Origin of the sequence: Apibacter muscae (assembly GCF_007845635.1) — a bacterium.
Lineage (GTDB): Bacteria > Bacteroidota > Bacteroidia > Flavobacteriales > Weeksellaceae > Apibacter > Apibacter muscae.
In genome coordinates, this window is sequence record NZ_SELG01000029.1 from 110,141 (window position 1) to 128,068 (window position 17,928).

Genomic DNA, 17,928 nt, shown 5'->3' on the forward strand with positions numbered 1-17,928 from the left:
CTTATATTTGTTTAATTTAAAACAATTAAATGAAAAAGGGATTATTTGTTTTTTTTATTTTTATAAGCCTTCTATCTTACTCTCAAGAAAAAGATACCTTACTTATTTCTAAAAAAGATTTGCAAGACTTAATAAGAACTGAGGTACAAAAAGAATTAAATATTCAAAAAAAGGAATTAAAGACCCAACAATCAGATTCTTCCCCAAACTTATCCTTTTTAAAAGGAAAAATAATTTTTAGTGGAAAATCAACCCTAAGAGTAGGAGAATGGGATTTTAATCAAAATTCTTTAAATCCCACCAACGGTGTTAAAATCAAAGATCATACACGTTTTTGGTCTCGATTTAATTTTCATTTAATGACTGATGTGGCTTTATCTCCAAACTTTGATTTTCATGCGAGAATACGCACGGGAAATAAACAATATAGTTTTATAAATTTTGGTGGTAATTCAGATGAGAGGTTTAACATCATTCTAGATGAATTATGGCTAGATTGGAAGTTTTCAAAAAACCAATTCCGGCTGGGAAGACAAAATGCTAGTCGTATATGGACAAATCAACAAGGCGTACTTTTTGATGTTCCTACTCACGATGGGATTAGTTTTAAAAGTTCATACTTACTAGGCTCTTTAACCTTAAATCCTAAATTTGCTTTATTTATTGAAAATTACAAAGGGAATACCTCCTTTAAAGAACAGGGTAAAATTTATGGGGGAGCTATAAATATTCAACAGAAAAAAGAAAATATTTCATGGACTTTTGAAACTGGACTCTTAATAGCCAACGAATTACCCACCAAGTATACTAAAGATTGGAACAATAATGGAAATAACCTTTACATGGATGGAGATCTAGCTCCTGATTATATGATATGGACAAACCATTGGGCTTTAACTTTACCCAAATTGCAATATTTAACTTTTGCCTTTGATTATTTCTATAATATGAAAAACTATAAGAGAAACCCCATTTCTTCTTATATCTATAATGCTAGTGGATATAATTCTTTTAGTAACTCTAAAGAATTCAATTCAGAAACAGCCCCTAATTTTACGAAACAAAGAAATGGTTTTATAGGTACTGTATCTTTAGGAAATTCTTCCATCCCTAAAAATATTTTTTTTGGCATCTCTTATTTATACATGGAAAAATATGCCGCCATGGATTACTTTGCACAGTACGATTTCGTTCCATGGGCTTCCACCAATATCCAAGGACCTGAATTTGCTATTTCCTACCGACTAAATAAATTCCTAGAATTTAAATCTCGTTTATTTTTTATGGAACAAATTAAAGGTTTATACGGTATTGATCCTTCTTACAAAAAATCCAGCAATCGATTGCGTTTTGATATAAACATTAATTTTTAACAGTTTTAGAGAAAAAATGAAATGTTTATACACTAAATCATGAAGTATTGAAATTTAATAGAAAAAAAAATTCCTACTTTTGTTGTTAGGATGAACAGTGAAAAACTAAGCATAGTTAAAATAGGGGGTAATGTCATTGATGACTCAAAAATACTGTCCTCATTTCTACAAGACTTTTCAAATTTAGAAGGATATAAAATTTTAGTTCATGGCGGAGGAAAAGAAGCAACCCGTTTAGCCAGCAAACTAGGAATTGAAACCATTATGATGGATGGGAGAAGGGTTACCGATAAGGATATGCTGGATGTTACGGTTATGACTTATGCAGGTTTGTGTAACAAAAAAATTGTTGCTAAGTTACAAGCATTGGGTACCCCATCCATGGGGCTTACCGGAGCAGATGGCAACAGTATATTATCAAAAAAAAGAGAGAATTCTAATATTGATTACGGTTTTGTTGGAGATGTTATCTCAGTAAATTCTTCTTGGATAAAATCACTATTAGAAATTGGAACTACTCCAGTTTTTTGTGCTATTACTCACGATAAAAAAGGTCAATTACTAAATACAAATGCCGATACCATTGCCCAATCTTTAGCTACTGGTTTGGCTCACTTATTTAATGTTTCTTTAACCTATTGTTTTGAGAAAAGAGGAGTACTTTTAAATATAGATGATGAGAACAGCGTCATTGAAAGTTTAAATTTTAATTACTTTCAAGAACTCAAAACTAAAAATATTATCCATTCAGGTATGCTTCCAAAACTAGAAAATTGCTTCCAAGCTCTACAATTAGGAGTTAAGGAAATTAGGATTGCAAATCCTGAAATTATTAAAAACCCAAACCTACCCCATACCTATATTTCAATGTAAATGAAATCTATACAGAAGTTAACAGAAAAAGCGATTATTCTTCTTCAAAACTTAATTGAAACTCCTTCTTTTTCTGGAGAAGAAGATAAAACTGCTCTACTTATTGAAGCGTGGTTTATTCATCACCAAATCCCCTTTCAAAGAGAAAAAAATAATGTTTGGGCACTTAATAAACATTTTGATAGTAGTAAACCTACGTTATTACTTAACTCACACCAAGATACAGTACGTCCCAACAAAGGTTATACCCACGATCCGTTTGAAGCGCTAGAAAAAGATGGGAAAATTTTCGGGTTAGGTTCCAACGATGCGGGTGGATGCTTAGTATCATTATTGGCTACTTTTACCTATTTTTATTCAAGAGAAGATTTAAATTATAATTTAGTTATAGCCGCCAGTGCAGAAGAAGAAAACAGCGGCAAATATGGTTTAAGAAGTATTCTTGAACTTTTACCCAAGTTGGATTGCGCCATTGTAGGTGAACCTACTTTAATGAACTTAGCCATTGCTGAAAGAGGTTTACTTGTTTTAGATATTATTATCAAAGGTACATCTAGCCATGCAGCACATACCAATATAGATAATGCTATTTATAATTCCATAAATATTATTCAATGGTTTCAGACTTTTGAGTTTGAAAAAAAATCTGAGGTTTTGGGCCCTGTAAAAATGAGCGTGACCCAAATTAATTCCGGACAACAACACAATTTAGTTCCGGATGAATGTAAAATTGTTGTTGATATTCGTGTAAATGATTGCTATACCAATGAAGATATTCTTTCCACGATTGTAAATAATATAGGATCAGACAAAGTGATTATAACCCCCAGATCTTTGCATTTAAAATCCTCCTTCATACCTAAAGAACATCCTTTGGTACAAGCAGGTATAAAATTGGGAAGAGAAACCTATGGTTCTCCTACAATTTCCGATCAGTCAGTTCTTTACTGTCCTTCTTTAAAAATGGGCCCAGGAGATTCCTTGCGCTCTCATACTGCTAACGAGTTTATTTATAGAAAAGAAATTGAAGAAGCCATACCACTATATATTGAATTATTAAACCATACCCTAACTATATCTTAAACTTTTAAAAAGAAAAAATTGAAATGAAACTTTGGGAAAAAGGAATATCTACTGATAAACAAATTGATTTTTTTACTGTAGGAAACGATCGAGAACTTGATCTAGTTTTAGCTAAATACGATGTGTTAGGAAATATTGCACAAGCGAAGATGCTTTGTAAAGTAGGTTTAATTACTGAAAAAGAAAAAGAGAATCTTTTAAAAGCTTTAAATGAAATTTTGAACGAAATTGAAGTAGGCAATTTTTCTATTGAAGAAGATTTTGAAGACATTCACTCCAAAGTAGAATTCTTATTAACGGAAAAAATAGGAGATGCGGGTAAAAAAATTCATACGGCAAGATCACGAAACGATCAGGTTTTGGTAGACATGAATTTATATCTTAAAGATGAATTAAATCTAATCAAAGATTCAACCAAGGAGTTGTTTGATTTGTTAATGGAAGCTGCAGAGAAATATAAAAATGTTTTACTTCCTGGATATACTCATTTCCAAATTGCTATGCCCTCCTCCTTTGGCTTATGGTTTTCTGCGTATGCGGAAAGTTTAATTGATGATGTAATTTTCCTAAACGCGGCATTAGAAGTTGTAGACCAAAATCCTCTAGGTTCTGCCGCTGGTTATGGAAGCTCTTTTCCTATTGATCGAAGTTATACAACCCAAGAACTGGGCTTTAAGACATTAAAATACAACTCTGTGGCTGCACAAATGAGCCGGGGAAAATCTGAAAAAAGTACTTCTTTTGCACTGAGTAGCTTAGCTTCAACTCTTGCTAAACTATCCATGGATGTAACCTTATACATGAGCCAAAATTTTAATTTTGTTAGTCTTCCTGCACATCTTACTACCGGATCCAGCATTATGCCTCATAAAAAAAACCCGGATGTGTTTGAATTAATTCGTGGTAAATGCAATAAAGTTCAAGCTTTACCCTATGAACTTACTCTTATCACCAATAATCTTCCCAGCGGTTACCATAGGGATTTGCAATTATTGAAAGAAGGTTTAATTCCTGCCATCCAAACTATTAAATCTTGCCTAGAGATGGCACATTATTCTTTAAAAGATATACAGGTTAAAGATAATATCTTAGATGATCCTAAATACGATTACTTATTTACCGTAGATTCCTTAAATGAGCTAGTCAACCAAGGAATACCTTTTCGAGATGCCTATAAAATAATTGGTGAACAAGTAGAAAAAGGAACTTTTACATCTCCTAAAAAAACAACCCACACCCACGAAGGGAGTATAAATAATTTATGTTTAGAAGAAATTAAAAAGAAGATGTCAAAAATTATATAACTAAAAACTAAATAAAAACTATTATGAATATTTTAAAATCCCTTATAGGTAATACATGATCATGCATCACTACCAGTATATGCTTTAAAACACTGCGTAAATAAGTTTACAAGCTATTTGGGTAATCAATTTTTACTTTTAAGTAAAAAAAATATATCACATTTACTGTCTCTAATATATGAAACCTGCTAAAAGCAATAAATTTTATGATCGGATTTCTAATTTTTATTATTTTATTGAACCCTTTTTCAAATCTCAAAATAATTTACTTATAGATAAAGTAAATAGTTTACCTAAAGGAAAACTTTTAGAAATAGGAATAGGAAACGGCAAAACTTTAGAATTCTATAAAAATCACAAAATTACAGGCATAGATACATCAATGGCTATGTTAAATAAAGCTAAGATGTATTTAAGATGCTATGAACATATTGAATTAATTTGTATGAATGGAGAAAATCTTTTGTTTAAAGATGATCGTTTTGATTATGTTATTCTACCACATGTTATTGCTGTTGTTGACAATCCTAATCTTCTACTTAGTGAAGTTTATAGAGTTTTAAAACCCGGAGGCACTTTAATAATCCTCAATCATTTCACTCCTAATAATTTTATTAAGTATATAGATAGAATTTTCAATCCCATAGCAAAATTGTTACATTTCCAATCAATATTTTATGAATCAGAACTTACCGCTTTATCTAAATTTAAAAAAATAGACAATATATCTTGTGACGTGTTTGGATATTTTAAACTACTACTATTCTTAAAATTATGAAAAAAATCGATTTATCTGCCCTTATAGTTTTAACATTTTGCTTATTTATTTATATTTTCTACAGAACAGAAAAAACAGTTATAAATCAACTACTAACACAATTTTATTCCTCCAAAAGTTTTGTTGAAATGCAGCAATGTGTTAGAAGAATATTACCATTAAATAAGTTTATTATTTATTCTTTACCTGAAGGTCTTTGGGTATTTTCAGCAACAATTTTCTCATACCCTTTTTACATAAATATAAAAAAATATTATTTCTATTGCGTATATATCCCCATTATCTATCCAATTTTGTTAGAAATATTTCAATATTTCAATTGGATTCATGGCACTTTTGACTTAATTGATATCATTATTTGCTTGTTCTTTTGGCTTATAGCATTTCTATATGTAAAAAATAAATTTAAAAGAGAAAATATTATCACTTCTTCCTTAACAATTAAAAAGGTGTTGTTTTTTTCTATTTATGGAATTGTTTATTTATCACATGTATGCAAATAGAAGTAAGAGAAGAAAAGATAAATCTTTTTAGTAAAATTGATAATGTTTCAATTCTACACCTTAGTGATTTTCATATAAAACTTTCTTCTAAGATGTTGGAAGAAATAAAAAAAATCATTTTAGACAAAAGTCCTGATGTTATTGCACTTACGGGAGATTACTATGATCTACCTCAAGGTGCTACTCTTTTTAGATTATTTATTTTAGAACTATCTACACTTTTTCCAATTGTTTTTATTCATGGGAATCATGATACCTGGTATGGAAAAAAAATCTTTAATTCATTGATCAATATTCCGAATTGTTTTTACTTAAAAGATTATATTTTTACGTTTACTACTAAAAATGGTAGTCGAATAAATTTCACTTCATGGGAAAATAGAAAAAATCTTTCTTCTACAGAGAGCGATAAGAACATTCTTTTAATACATAATCCTGAAAAAATTAGAGTTGATGAATTAATAAATATTCATGTAATCCTTGCCGGACATCTGCATGGCGGACAGATTATATTGTTTAAAACTATAAATAATACTTTTTTTCCAGGAAATCTATTATATAAATATTGTTTAGATCGTAAAGAAATTAAGAATACTTGTATATTAGTTAGCAAAGGTTTAGGTGATTTATTACCTCTTAGATACAATTGTCCTAAGGAAATTCTATATATAAGGATAGAATAGATTAAAATATTAGCTTTTAAATATATATCTTACTATTTTGGATTTGAGTAATACCAAGCAATAAGATTTTTCTGTTATTGCTTGGTATTTAATTTAAAATTTAATTGTTGCAGAAAACTCGATGGTTAATGGACGAATATAACTACCTGTCATTAACACATTTTTATATGCTTGTGGGTTTGCCTCAATTTCTTCTTTCGTTTTCAATTCAGACCCTGAAATTGTACCCTTAGCTCCGGTTTGATTTAAGAAATTTACAACCGTAGCATTTAACATTAAATGCTTGTTAACGTCCCAATTTATTCCTCCAAAGGTTTCCCATCTGCCATTAAAGTAAAGTGCATTACTTAGGTTTGCATATGTCTTACTAAAATATCGGAAGCTTGCCCAAAGGGATAATTTAGGGGTAATTTGATATTTAGGATCCAGTTCAATTAATACTTGAGGTATTTCTGTAACTATGTTACCAGTAAAATTATACGATTTCCCGAAAGCCGATGTCTCGTATTTTTTATATTTAGGTTTTTGGTAAGTAAATAAAAAGTGTAAATCAAAATTTTTGAACGGATAAGTTACCAAATCTGTAGTCCAAGCCAGTGTCTCAATATCAAAATTTAACGATTTTGCTACAATCTCACTTTCATTTGCTGGATTAATCAAGTTTAAACGTGTATAATTATTTGTTTTTTGTATCCAGGTAAACATGGAGGTCAGTTGAATCCAATCATTATTCAAATAAATACCAACTCTAGCCATTGGAACCTTTATTTGTTTGGTACTTGGATTACTAAATCCCGCAAAGTTATCAATATGAGGTCTTTGCGTATTATAAGTAAACTCTCCAGTTAATCCAAAATGTGGCATTAATACATAATTGGCTGTTACTGTAGCAACCGTATTTAGCCAATTAAAATCAAACGATTGTTCTTGAATAGTTTCTGTTTGATCTGGGCCATAGGTATGAGTATCCCCTAAATGAAACCCTGTATAACGTTCATAAGGTAAGTTTTTACCTTTCAATTTATAATATTCTAAACGTAATCCATAGTATAAATTAAATCTATCACTTATTGCCCAATTATCTGTACCATATAAAGCTAATCGGTTTTCAAAACCTTTGTAGTATTCAGAAGCATTTCTGTTGTAGTCATAATAGGTAAATGATTCTCCAGTAGCCAGGTTCTGGGTTCGTAACCTTCTTGGATTTTTAGCTACTTCTTGGTTATACATGGTTGTATTGGAAGAATAGTCAATATTATAATACCATTCGTTCAAACCAATTCTCCAATTGTGATTTTTGGTTTTAGCACTTAATTCAGACGTTAATAAAAAAGTATCTATGAATCCTCTGTTTAATGCTGACATCCGGCTTTGAACATCGCCCACATATGGCACATTTGTATCTTCGTAATAGTACTGCATATCAGAAGGGATTTGATTTTCGTAAGTTAATCCCATTGGAGTTTGGTACACCATGGAAGCCATGGATCTCATATATTTAGCATTTATCTTTAATTTGTAATTGTCTGATAAATTTATGTCGGTCAATAAATTATATTCATTGGTACGATTTAACGAGGCATCTCTTAAATTAGTGGTTTCCATTCTCCCGTTACGTATATTCATATAAGTCATAGAACCGTCGACCGGTGCGTATGAGCTTGTACCTAATTTAAAATTTTTATACTGCTTAACATTTCCATTTCCTACATAGATAAAAGGAGCATTCTGAGTAACTAAGGTTAGTCTATAATCTTCCGCATTTTTATAAAGAAAGGTAATCTTACCTTTATTATTATTAAATACTTTAGTTAAAGCTATTTTATACATATTTATTTGATCTTGGAAATCGGTGAATTTTATATTAAAACTTCCTGGATCGTAACTTTGAAATATACTTGCTGAATAATACAACCCTTTGCTTTTTAATAAAGGACCTGATACGTTAACATCAAACTGTTGCATGTTGTATTGATTTCCAAAATATTTAAAGGCTCCTTGAAACTGATCTCCTCCTAGTTTATCAATTGAATTAATTCCGTAGCCTATATTTCCGGTGGTTATTGCATTTTCTGCTACATTTACTAATCCTACTTTCTCCAAACTAAGGTCACTTCTCCAATTTGTACTTAATGCTTGTGGGTTGGTATAATATACCGCAGGCAAACTATTCTCTCTTACATAGGTTCCTGCATCCGGCAATCCTATTTGAATTTCTCGTGGTTCTGATGTACTTGCTGCATTTAGCATTACATTTCTATCGTTACCTTCTTTTTTTTCTGGAAACTGAAGTGAATCTACTTTTACAATTTGTGCCTTAAGATTTATAAATGTGATTAAAAAAGATAAAATTAGTATATATATTCTCATGTGGTTTTATGATTTTACTGTTTTTTAAGTTAATATGATTACAATTATTTATAAGTCAAACCCTATCTCACCATTGATTTTATGAGATTGATAATTTTATAAGATACTCTCCATTATAAATATTTATAATGGAGAGTGCTTTATATTTATAAGCCTAGTTTATAAATGTTTATATTATTAAACTGAATAGGCTGTTTATCCAAGGATTTAAATGTTAAATTATTGTACGACTCCTTAGGAAATATTAGAGAAGTTACAGCTGTTTCTCCATCATTTAAAAATAATTCAATTGAGGCTTTATCTACCAATAACCTTATTTTATACATATTTCTCTTAACTATTGGTGAATGTATCACTGAAGAAAAATTTATAGCGAAGTCTGTATCTCCACTTTGTGTTCTATCTAAACTTAGTTCTTCTTTAGTTAAGTCAAATATAAAAGATACTTGTTGATTGTTGTTGTTGGATAGTATAAAACTAAACTCATTTGATTTTTCTGGTTTAATATCCATTTCAATTTCATAGGCTCCTTCATTTCCTGACAAAAGATTTTTAATTGTATAAGTATCGTTCACTGATACATTTTCATAAGTATTAGTTTCTTTTCTTAGCTCTTTAACCGTTTCAATCGGTGGATTGGCTAATACTAAATGCTTACCATTATTGACCAATTTAAGCTCTCTAGGTAAGGTCATTGCATTCTTAAAATTCACAGAAGGCACTTGGTTTGCATAGTCCCAATTACTCATCCAACCAATAAAAATAGTTTTTCCATTCGGTTCGTTATTCCATGTAACTCCTGCATAATTGTCCCGCCCATTATCAATCCACAATGGATACGGTAATGGATCAGGTGTAAATTTTTTACCGTCAAAATCTCCGATAAAATATTGAGTAGCGCTACCACTGTTAGGTCCACCAGGATTTATACTAACCAATAAGACCCATTTTGTTTTACCATTATAAGTTAAAGGAAATAAATCTGGACATTCCCATACCCCGCCATGTGCTCCAATTCCTTCTCCAAATTCACTTAATTTTTCCCAATTTTTTAAATTTTTGGAGCCATAGAAGGTGATAGTTTGCGTAGTAGCTAATGACATGATCCATTGTTTAGAATCCTTGTCCCAAAATACTTTAGGATCTCTAAAATCTACAATGTTGGGATCCGTAAGTACCGGATTACCTTTATATTTAATAAATGTTTTTCCATTATCTAAGCTATACGCTAAATTTTGGGTCTGTCTATCTCCGTCATTGGTATAGATAGCCACCATAGCATCTTTTCCAAAGCCAGCTGTATTAAATTTATCTATCACTGCACTACCTGAAAAAATGGTTCCTTCTGAATCTGGTAATATTCCAGGTGTTTTATGTTCCCAATTAATTAAATCTTTGGATACTGCATGTCCCCAAGTCATATTCCCCCAAACTGATCCGTAAGGATTGTATTGATAGAACAAATGGTATTCTCCGTCTTTATAAACCATTCCGTTGGGATCATTGGTCCAACCAAAGAATGGAGAATAGTGGTAAAGTGGACGGAATGGTTCGTCATACTTAAAGTTAAAAGTGTTGGAGGTATTAATTTTTGAATATCCAATTCCATTTCTTTTAAAAATTGGAAGTAGTAAATTTATATCTTTCCCTTTATATCCTTCAATATTTAAAGGCACCCAATAATCAATCTTATTCTGTGCTAGTCTTATATTGGAATGTGGAATCTGTTTAATTCCATCTATCTCTAAAAATACTTTTACCTCAGGAGCTTTGTCTTCGATCGGTAACATTATGTATTTCTTGTCTGATTTAATAGATAATCTTTTATCTACCATATAATCACTTTTAGGTATGTTGCCCATTTCGATTTGATCTATTAAAATATGTCCCCATTTCCCCCTATCATTATCTACGATTCTTAAATATGCTTGTTTTCCTAAATATTTACTTACATCCCAAGTCATCCACTCTAGCTGACTGCCTTCTGAAAACGGACTATTTTTGTAAATAGTTTTACCATCAATAACTAATTCAATATAAAGATCTGGACTTGTTCCACCTCCTATTAAAAAATTAATGTAATTACTTTTAATTTTAAATGGTGAAGAAGTTAATGTTCCTCTGCTATCATCTCCTTCTGACAAACTACTTACGAAATAATTTCCTAAGTACCCATTAACATCTCGAATTCCAGAATTTTCTTTAGTAACAGGGGAATTTCCGAAAGCTTCTCCCTCTACTTTCCAATTTTTGAAGTTGCCCGACTCAAAATCGTCTACAACTATAAATGCTTCTTTCCCTGATTTTTTATTTTGTCCGTGTAATGTAGTTATAGACAATAAGGGTAAAGAACATAAAAGTATAATTAAGTTCTTTTTCATGACTAAAATTTTTTTAAGCGTTTAAACATTAACAAATTTAATTTTTTTATTCTATTTAATCAAATAATTAAACAGAATAAAAAAAAATATGCATAAAAGTCATGTAAAAAATAAAGATGAAGTAAGTTTTTTGAATTATACTTAGTTATAACTAATGAATTTTTGAGAAATATTTAAGTTAAATGGTTTAAAGGTTTAAAGTATTTCTAATTTAATATCAATTTGAATGTATTAAAGATTCTCCTGCTTATATTTATAATACAGTTCTCTTAATCCTTTAATGGTATGGTAGCGATCGTATACATCAATTTTATGGGTTAATTCTGAAAATATATGCCCGGTTCCTCCTGTTGCTATAACATAGACTTTCTCTTGTAATTCTTCTTTTATTTTATCGATTAAACCTTCTACCATTGATAGAAATCCAAAGAAAACTCCACTTTGCATACATTCTTCAGTGTTTTTTCCTAAAACTGTTTTTGGTACTCTCATTTCGATGTCTGAGAGTTGAGCCGTAGATCCTATTAATGAGTTTAATGAGGTTATTACTCCTGGGGCTATAATAACTCCTTTTATTTCTCCATGTGTATCTACACAGGTCAGTGTTAAGGCGGTTCCAAAATCTACAATAATTTTTATTCCTTTATAATGTTTGTACGCATAGTAAGCATTCGCGTAAAGATCTGTGCCCATTCGGGAGCTTATTCCGGTTAGTTCTGTAGGTATTTCTCGCGAAACTAGGATTGATTTAATGCCATGCAATAAATGCAAGGATCTTCGCACTGGATAGGTGAGATGTGGAACTACTGAGCCTACTACAATTTCTTTTATCTCTTTAATGTTTATTCCATAATTTTGATAGGCTATTTATTTTAGGAGCAACATCAATTTTCAAAATAACATCCACTAAATATTTTACAATTGAAAAACAGTATGTTTAAAAGAAATTACTAATATTTATAATTGCAGACTTTTTAATTAAGTTTAATAATAAAAGTCTCTTTCATCTTTTTATATTATTCATATAATGCAATTTAAAAAGAAGTTTTTAAACCCAATGAATGTATTTGTAATTATGAAATAATTTTATATAAATTAAAAAATTATAATGAGATATAATGATTTTAATATAGGATAATATTATATAAATATTTAATATTTTATACTAAATGTTTTGTATTTTTGAGGCATGCATTTAAAATATAGACCTGATATTGATGGACTAAGAGCTTTAGCGGTTATTTCTGTTATTGTTTATCACCTTAACAATCATTGGTTACCTGGAGGTTTTATTGGTGTAGATGTTTTCTTTGTTATTTCTGGGTTTTTAATTACTAAAATTATTTATAGGGAAATTATTTCTAATCAATTTAGTTTTAAAAATTTTTATCAAAGAAGAATAAATAGAATTTTACCTGTTTTTTTTTCTGTAATGTTATGCACTTCTTTTGTTGCTTGGTATTTACTTCTTCCAGATGAATTTATGCTTTTTCTTCGAAGCTTAAAATCAACAACCTATTTTTGGGAAAATATGTTTTTTGCAAAAAATACAGGTGGTTATTGGGATTCTTCTGCAGAACAAATGCCTATCTTACATACTTGGAGTTTAGCTGTTGAAGAACAATTTTATATACTACTACCATTAATACTTTTATTATTATTGAAAATCAGATTTCAAACTGAAAATAAGTTGTTAAGGTTAAATATTAACACTATTTTATTAATTCTATTTGTTATTGCAATTATTTCTTTTGCTTTAGCACAAATATCACCAAAATACAGTTTCCTTAACAAGTATAATTATTATTCGTTATTTACGGGAAGAGCTGGAGAATTATTAATTGGATCTATTGTAGGTATTCTACAAATTAAAATAGATGAACATTCACCTAAAAAAAACTATTTACATTCTTTTATTTTTACAAATATTTTTACAATTATTGGATCTATTGCATTAATTTTTTCATTTTTATTTATTTCTAAAAAATATTTATTTCCAAGTATTTGGACTTTAATCCCTACGTTAGGAACTGCTCTCATTTTATATTTTTATCATCCTAAATCAATAATTACTCGTATATTTTCATTAATACCATTAGTTTATATTGGAAAAATTTCTTACTCTTTATATCTATGGCACTGGCCCATAATAGTATTAGCTAAAAAATATCTATTTATTGAACATTTAGTTACATTTAAACACTATGCTTATATTACTATAACTTGCATTATTCTATCCATATTAAGCTTTTATTTTATTGAAAAACCTTGTAGAAAGAATAATAAAAGCTTTAAATTTTCTTTAATTATTTATTATATTTTACCATCATTACTAATTCTTAGTATATACTACATACATAAAAAAAATAGATCTCTGGATTTTAGATTTGAAAAAAGAATTAAACTTTATAATTTACAAAAACAATTTTTAGATCCTCAATCTAATTTTTGCCATAATGTTATTAATGACAATTGTATATTTGGAGATACTTCTAAAGAACCATCAATTTTACTAATTGGAGATTCAAATGCCGCACATTATGGACCCTATTTAGATGAAGCTGGTAAATATTACCATTTTTCAGTAAAGATAATAACTAATGATCGTCACGTTTGTGCTGTTCTTCCTGATGAAAGAGCAATATTGTCACTAAAAGAATTTGAGAATGAATGTACCGAGTTCATTAAATATCTGAATAAAGCTATTGATAAAGCTCGTATTATAATTTTTACAAACCGCCAGGAAAATTTGTACTATAACATAAAAACTCGTTTTATCTTAAGTAATTCATTGCCTAAATTTATTGACTTTCTAAATAAAAAAGGGAAAAAAGTAATTTTTCTAGCTCAAGTACCAATGTTAAATGCTAATGAATATGATAAATATTATTACTATTTTTTAATTAATAAAACCTTTGACACACACAATATGCTATCCCATATTGAGGAAAAATCAAACAATTTCGTATATAATATTATAAAAAATAAGGCTTTATATTTTAACCCATTAAATGATTTAGATGAAAATTCTAAAAAATCATGGCCTATTTACAACTCACTTTTAGCTTATTCAAAAGACAATAACCACCTAAATGAATACGTAACCAGACAATGGGCTAAAGAAGTATTACCTAAACAGAAAGCTTTCTGGGAAAGAATAGCGAGAATAGCAAATAAATCTAACTAAAAATTTTACTTATTTGCAATCAATATTAATAATTTATAAAAATAAATAACTTTTGTTTGCTAATTCTCTTTTTTATACTTTAAATACAATTCTCTCAACCCTTTAATGGTATGATAACGATCGTATACATCAATTTTATGGGTTAATTCTGAAAATATATGCCCGGTTCCTCCTGTTGCTATTACATATACTTTCTCTTGTAATTCTTCTTTTATTTTATCGATTAAACCTTCTACCATTGATAGAAATCCAAAGAAAACTCCACTTTGCATACATTCTTCAGTGTTTTTTCCTAAAACTGTTTTTGGTACTCTCATTTCGATGTCTGAGAGTTGAGCCGTAGATCCTATTAATGAGTTTAATGAGGTTATTACTCCTGGGGCTATAATAACTCCTTTTATTTCTCCATGTGTATCTACACAGGTCAGTGTTAAGGCGGTTCCAAAATCTACAATAATTTTTATTCCTTTATAATGTTTGTACGCATAGTAAGCATTCGCGTAAAGATCTGTGCCCATTCGGGAGCTTATTCCGGTTAGTTCTGTAGGTATTTCTCGCGAAACTAGGATTGATTTAATGCCATGCAATAAATGCAAGGATCTTCGCACTGGATAAGTGAGATGTGGAACTACTGAGCCCACTACAATTTCTTTTATCTCTTTAATGTTTATTCCATAATTTTGATAGGTTAATTTAATTTGAGAAAATAATTCATCTTCTGTTTTATGGGGTTTGGTATTCATAACCCATGAATTAACACATTCTTCTCCTTCAAAAAAACCAAAGCGTATATTACTGTTTCCTATATTAACTACTAATAGCATTATCTTCTTATTTATTTTGGTAAAGATTATTTTGATAATCTATATCTCCTAATCTTTGTGATGCATCCAACATAATTAGATCAATTTTATCCAATGGTATAGGTAAGATAAACGAATATTCTTTGTGTGTCCATTTCCAGTAAGGTAAAGTTTTTTGTGGTATTCCAAATTCTTGTTTTTTTGAATTGTGCATTAGATTTAAAGGTATGTTATATATCTCTTTATTACCATTGGTATAAACTATAAATACATCTACAGGCATAGGAAAACTACCTGAATTTTGTAAAGTGATTTTTGTCTCGCCCTGCAATTCTTCCACTTTTTTGATCATATAGTCAATGGTTCTTGTAGTATTTGTCATATAGTTCCAATACCATTTTAAGTCCATCGCTGAAACCTTTTGGGCAATATGCATAAAATCTTTATCCGTAGGATGTTTAAATTTCCAAGTCTGGAAATATTCTTTCATAATTTTCGTAAAATTATCTTTACCAACTATATATTCCAACATTACTAAAAACATTTCACCTTTGATATAAGAGGCTACTGAATAACCATTATTTGCATGGTAATGGTCTGCCAATAATCCCATCACTTCCTCTTGTCCTGATTTAGCAAAATTTACATAAGTACTGACAGTTTCTAAATGAGAATTTGGATAGTTTTCAATAGTTTCTGGAAATAATTCTCCTAAGACTAAATTTTCAGCATAAGAAGTAAATCCTTCATCCATCCATGCACGCATACTTTCATTGGTTGCAAGCACTTGCTGAAACCATGAATGTGAGGCTTCATGAAACATTAGTTTAGCCAAATCGTACAATGAACCAGCATTTCCCATAACCATAGAACACATTCCATATTCCATCCCCCCATCACCTCCTTGAATAAATGTATAGGTTGGATATGGATAAGCCCCAAAGTTTTCTTTCATTATTTGGAAATACTTAATAATGAAAGGTTTTATATCCTCCCAATATTTAGTTTTTTCAGATTTTTGAAATACTAAATAAACTTTAGGACCTTGGGGTACTTGTAAGGTTTGGACACTATAATCTGGATCTGCTGCCCATGCAAAATCATGAATATTTTCAGCTTTAAAATGCCAAGTCACTTTATTATTCCTAGCTTTAGGCTTTATATCTAAATCATACCCTTTTACTTCTTTAGGATTTACTAATACTCCGCCTGCCCCTACTACATAATTCTTATCTATATTTATTTTGACCTCATAATTCCCAAAAACTCCTTGAAATTCTCGTGCTATATAATCGGAAATATGCCAGCCTTCATAATCATATTCCGCCAATTTGGGATACCATTGGGTCATAGTAAAATCTATACCTTCGTTATTATTTCTTCCAGCTCTTCGAATCATCAAGGGAATTTGACCTTCCCAATCCATTGTAAAAACTGTGGTTGTATTTGGTAGAATTGGCTTATCTAGTTTTACTTTAACAATGGTTTCTTCAATGGTATAATTTAGTGGTACGTTCTCTTGTTTTAATGAAATAATCTTTTGATATCCAATTTCACTAGGTTTTAGTTTAGATATACGAGACTCCCCCTCGGGTGTTACCATTCTTTGATCGGCATTCTTTCCTAATTGAATCAATTGCTGATCCATCATTGAATTTGGTTGAAATGCATTCCAATACAAGTGAAAATAAACTATACTTAGGGTATCTGGTGAATTGTTTATATAGTTTATTTGTTGCTTACCGTTATATTTAAAATTTTTCGTATCAACATCAACCTCAATATTGTAGTTTGCCTGCTGTTGATAATAAGGAGTGATTTGAGATTTTAAAATACTTGTCGTTATTACAACTAATAGTATTAGTAACTTTTTCATAATCTCGCTAGTTTTATAAGTTTTATTCGAAAGTATGATTTAAACGATTTTCAATTATTTCAAAAGAATTTTCACCATCTGTTTTAATAAAACTTCTTGTAAAGATTATTATTCCACATACAATTAGAGCTATTCCTACAATTCTTTTTAGTTTAAAAACGATAGTCCCTGTTAATTTATTTTGAAATCTATTGGCTAAAAATATTTTAAGAAAATCAATTAAAATCATGGTAGACATCATAAATATTATGTAAATATAGAAGTCTTTGGATTTAGGATATTGTGTTGATATTAATACAACCGTGGTTAACCAAAAAACTATAACACCAATATTCACTAAGTTTAGTAAAAATCCATTTAAAAAAGTTTTTAAATAGCCTGATGTTGCAATTTTATCTACTTCTGATTTAAAATTAACCTTTACTTTAGAAAAATAATTATATAATCCATAGACAAAAATTATAAATCCTGCTAACATATAAATAGATGGGTGCTCCTTAATAAAATTAGACAAACCGGTACTCCCTCTATGCGCTATATATATGCATAATAAGTCTGCCATAACGACTCCTGCCTCCAAAGCTAAAGCTGGCTTAACTCCTCGGGTTAAACTTGTCTCTATTAAAAGAAAAAAAACTGGACCTATTAAAATAAGGCTAAGTACTAATCCTAGTATTATCGCTGATAAAATCATTTACATATTTTAATGCATTT

The 17,928-nt window shown here is 29.7% G+C and carries 14 protein-coding genes; 8 read left to right on the forward strand and 6 right to left on the reverse strand.

Translation table 11 applies throughout. From position 1 onward, the window contains the following. Positions 1 to 29: 29 nt before the first annotated feature. From ETU08_RS02615 to ETU08_RS02645, 7 genes are all read left to right on the forward strand, one after another. Complete coding sequence (locus tag ETU08_RS02615) at positions 30 to 1,373, forward strand: hypothetical protein (RefSeq protein ID WP_146261458.1); 1,344 nt, start codon at positions 30 to 32, stop codon at positions 1,371 to 1,373. 90 nt (positions 1,374 to 1,463) lie between these two features. Beyond that, entirely contained in the window at positions 1,464 to 2,246 is a 783-nt protein-coding gene (argB, locus tag ETU08_RS02620) for an acetylglutamate kinase (RefSeq protein WP_146261459.1), read from the forward strand. After that, positions 2,247 to 3,329: a M20 family metallo-hydrolase gene (locus ETU08_RS02625; protein WP_146261460.1), complete on the forward strand. Its 1,083-nt coding sequence runs from the start codon at positions 2,247 to 2,249 to the stop codon at positions 3,327 to 3,329. 23 nt (positions 3,330 to 3,352) lie between these two features. Further along, positions 3,353 to 4,633 carry an argininosuccinate lyase gene (argH, locus tag ETU08_RS02630; RefSeq protein ID WP_146261461.1) on the forward strand — a complete coding sequence of 427 codons (1,281 nt, stop codon included), beginning with the start codon at positions 3,353 to 3,355 and terminating at the stop codon, positions 4,631 to 4,633. Between the two features lie 178 nt (positions 4,634 to 4,811). Beyond that, a complete protein-coding gene (locus ETU08_RS02635) occupies positions 4,812 to 5,411 on the forward strand; it encodes a class I SAM-dependent methyltransferase (RefSeq protein WP_146261462.1) in 600 nt (199 codons plus the stop codon). Then, positions 5,408 to 5,914 carry a hypothetical protein gene (locus ETU08_RS02640; RefSeq protein ID WP_146261463.1) on the forward strand — a complete coding sequence of 169 codons (507 nt, stop codon included), beginning with the start codon at positions 5,408 to 5,410 and terminating at the stop codon, positions 5,912 to 5,914. Before ETU08_RS02635 ends, ETU08_RS02640 begins: the two co-directional genes overlap by 4 nt. Beyond that, positions 5,905 to 6,597, forward strand: coding sequence for a metallophosphoesterase (locus tag ETU08_RS02645; RefSeq protein WP_146261464.1), 693 nt, complete (start codon positions 5,905 to 5,907; stop codon positions 6,595 to 6,597). The genes ETU08_RS02640 and ETU08_RS02645 overlap by 10 nt, the downstream gene beginning before the upstream one ends. A gap of 93 nt (positions 6,598 to 6,690) precedes the next feature. On the opposite strand, the gene ETU08_RS02650 is transcribed toward ETU08_RS02645, so the two are convergent. The 3 genes from ETU08_RS02650 to ETU08_RS02660 form a co-directional block, all read right to left on the reverse strand. After that, positions 6,691 to 8,967 carry a TonB-dependent receptor gene (locus ETU08_RS02650; protein ID WP_146261465.1) on the reverse strand — a complete coding sequence of 759 codons (2,277 nt, stop codon included), beginning with the start codon at positions 8,965 to 8,967 and terminating at the stop codon, positions 6,691 to 6,693. A gap of 146 nt (positions 8,968 to 9,113) precedes the next feature. After that, a complete protein-coding gene (locus ETU08_RS02655) occupies positions 9,114 to 11,348 on the reverse strand; it encodes a glycoside hydrolase family 32 protein (RefSeq protein ID WP_260390983.1) in 2,235 nt (744 codons plus the stop codon). A 231-nt stretch (positions 11,349 to 11,579) separates the two neighbouring features. Beyond that, entirely contained in the window at positions 11,580 to 12,215 is a 636-nt protein-coding gene (locus ETU08_RS02660; RefSeq protein ID WP_146261466.1) for a type III pantothenate kinase, read from the reverse strand. A gap of 322 nt (positions 12,216 to 12,537) precedes the next feature. On the opposite strand from ETU08_RS02660, the gene ETU08_RS02665 reads away from it, so the two are divergent. Continuing rightward, on the forward strand, positions 12,538 to 14,535 hold the full coding sequence (locus ETU08_RS02665) for an acyltransferase family protein (protein ID WP_146261467.1): 1,998 nt from the start codon (positions 12,538 to 12,540) through the stop codon (positions 14,533 to 14,535). A 59-nt stretch (positions 14,536 to 14,594) separates the two neighbouring features. On the opposite strand, the gene ETU08_RS02670 is transcribed toward ETU08_RS02665, so the two are convergent. From ETU08_RS02670 to ETU08_RS02680, 3 genes are read right to left on the reverse strand one after another with little or no spacing between them, the layout of a single operon-like run. Continuing rightward, entirely contained in the window at positions 14,595 to 15,362 is a 768-nt protein-coding gene (locus ETU08_RS02670) for a type III pantothenate kinase (protein WP_146261468.1), read from the reverse strand. 4 nt (positions 15,363 to 15,366) lie between these two features. Beyond that, entirely contained in the window at positions 15,367 to 17,214 is a 1,848-nt protein-coding gene (locus tag ETU08_RS02675) for a M1 family metallopeptidase (protein WP_146261469.1), read from the reverse strand. Positions 17,215 to 17,236: 22 nt separating this feature from the next. Further along, positions 17,237 to 17,908, reverse strand: a complete 672-nt coding sequence (locus tag ETU08_RS02680) for a LysE family translocator (RefSeq protein ID WP_146261470.1) — start codon at positions 17,906 to 17,908, stop codon at positions 17,237 to 17,239. Positions 17,909 to 17,928: the final 20 nt, after the last annotated feature.

Bases quoted from the DNA above. Each gene is read 5' to 3' on its own strand.
- ETU08_RS02615 (WP_146261458.1), top strand. From the start codon at position 30: ATGAAAAAGGGATTATTTGTTTTTTTTATTTTTATAAGCCTTCTATCT.
- argB (WP_146261459.1), top strand. From the start codon at position 1,464: ATGAACAGTGAAAAACTAAGCATAGTTAAAATAGGGGGTAATGTCATT.
- ETU08_RS02625 (WP_146261460.1), top strand. From the start codon at position 2,247: ATGAAATCTATACAGAAGTTAACAGAAAAAGCGATTATTCTTCTTCAA.
- argH (WP_146261461.1), top strand. From the start codon at position 3,353: ATGAAACTTTGGGAAAAAGGAATATCTACTGATAAACAAATTGATTTT.
- ETU08_RS02635 (WP_146261462.1), top strand. From the start codon at position 4,812: ATGAAACCTGCTAAAAGCAATAAATTTTATGATCGGATTTCTAATTTT.
- ETU08_RS02640 (WP_146261463.1), top strand. From the start codon at position 5,408: ATGAAAAAAATCGATTTATCTGCCCTTATAGTTTTAACATTTTGCTTA.
- ETU08_RS02645 (WP_146261464.1), top strand. From the start codon at position 5,905: ATGCAAATAGAAGTAAGAGAAGAAAAGATAAATCTTTTTAGTAAAATT.
- ETU08_RS02650 (WP_146261465.1), bottom strand. From the start codon at position 8,967: ATGAGAATATATATACTAATTTTATCTTTTTTAATCACATTTATAAAT.
- ETU08_RS02655 (WP_260390983.1), bottom strand. From the start codon at position 11,348: ATGAAAAAGAACTTAATTATACTTTTATGTTCTTTACCCTTATTGTCT.
- ETU08_RS02665 (WP_146261467.1), top strand. From the start codon at position 12,538: ATGCATTTAAAATATAGACCTGATATTGATGGACTAAGAGCTTTAGCG.
- ETU08_RS02675 (WP_146261469.1), bottom strand. From the start codon at position 17,214: ATGAAAAAGTTACTAATACTATTAGTTGTAATAACGACAAGTATTTTA.
- ETU08_RS02680 (WP_146261470.1), bottom strand. From the start codon at position 17,908: ATGATTTTATCAGCGATAATACTAGGATTAGTACTTAGCCTTATTTTA.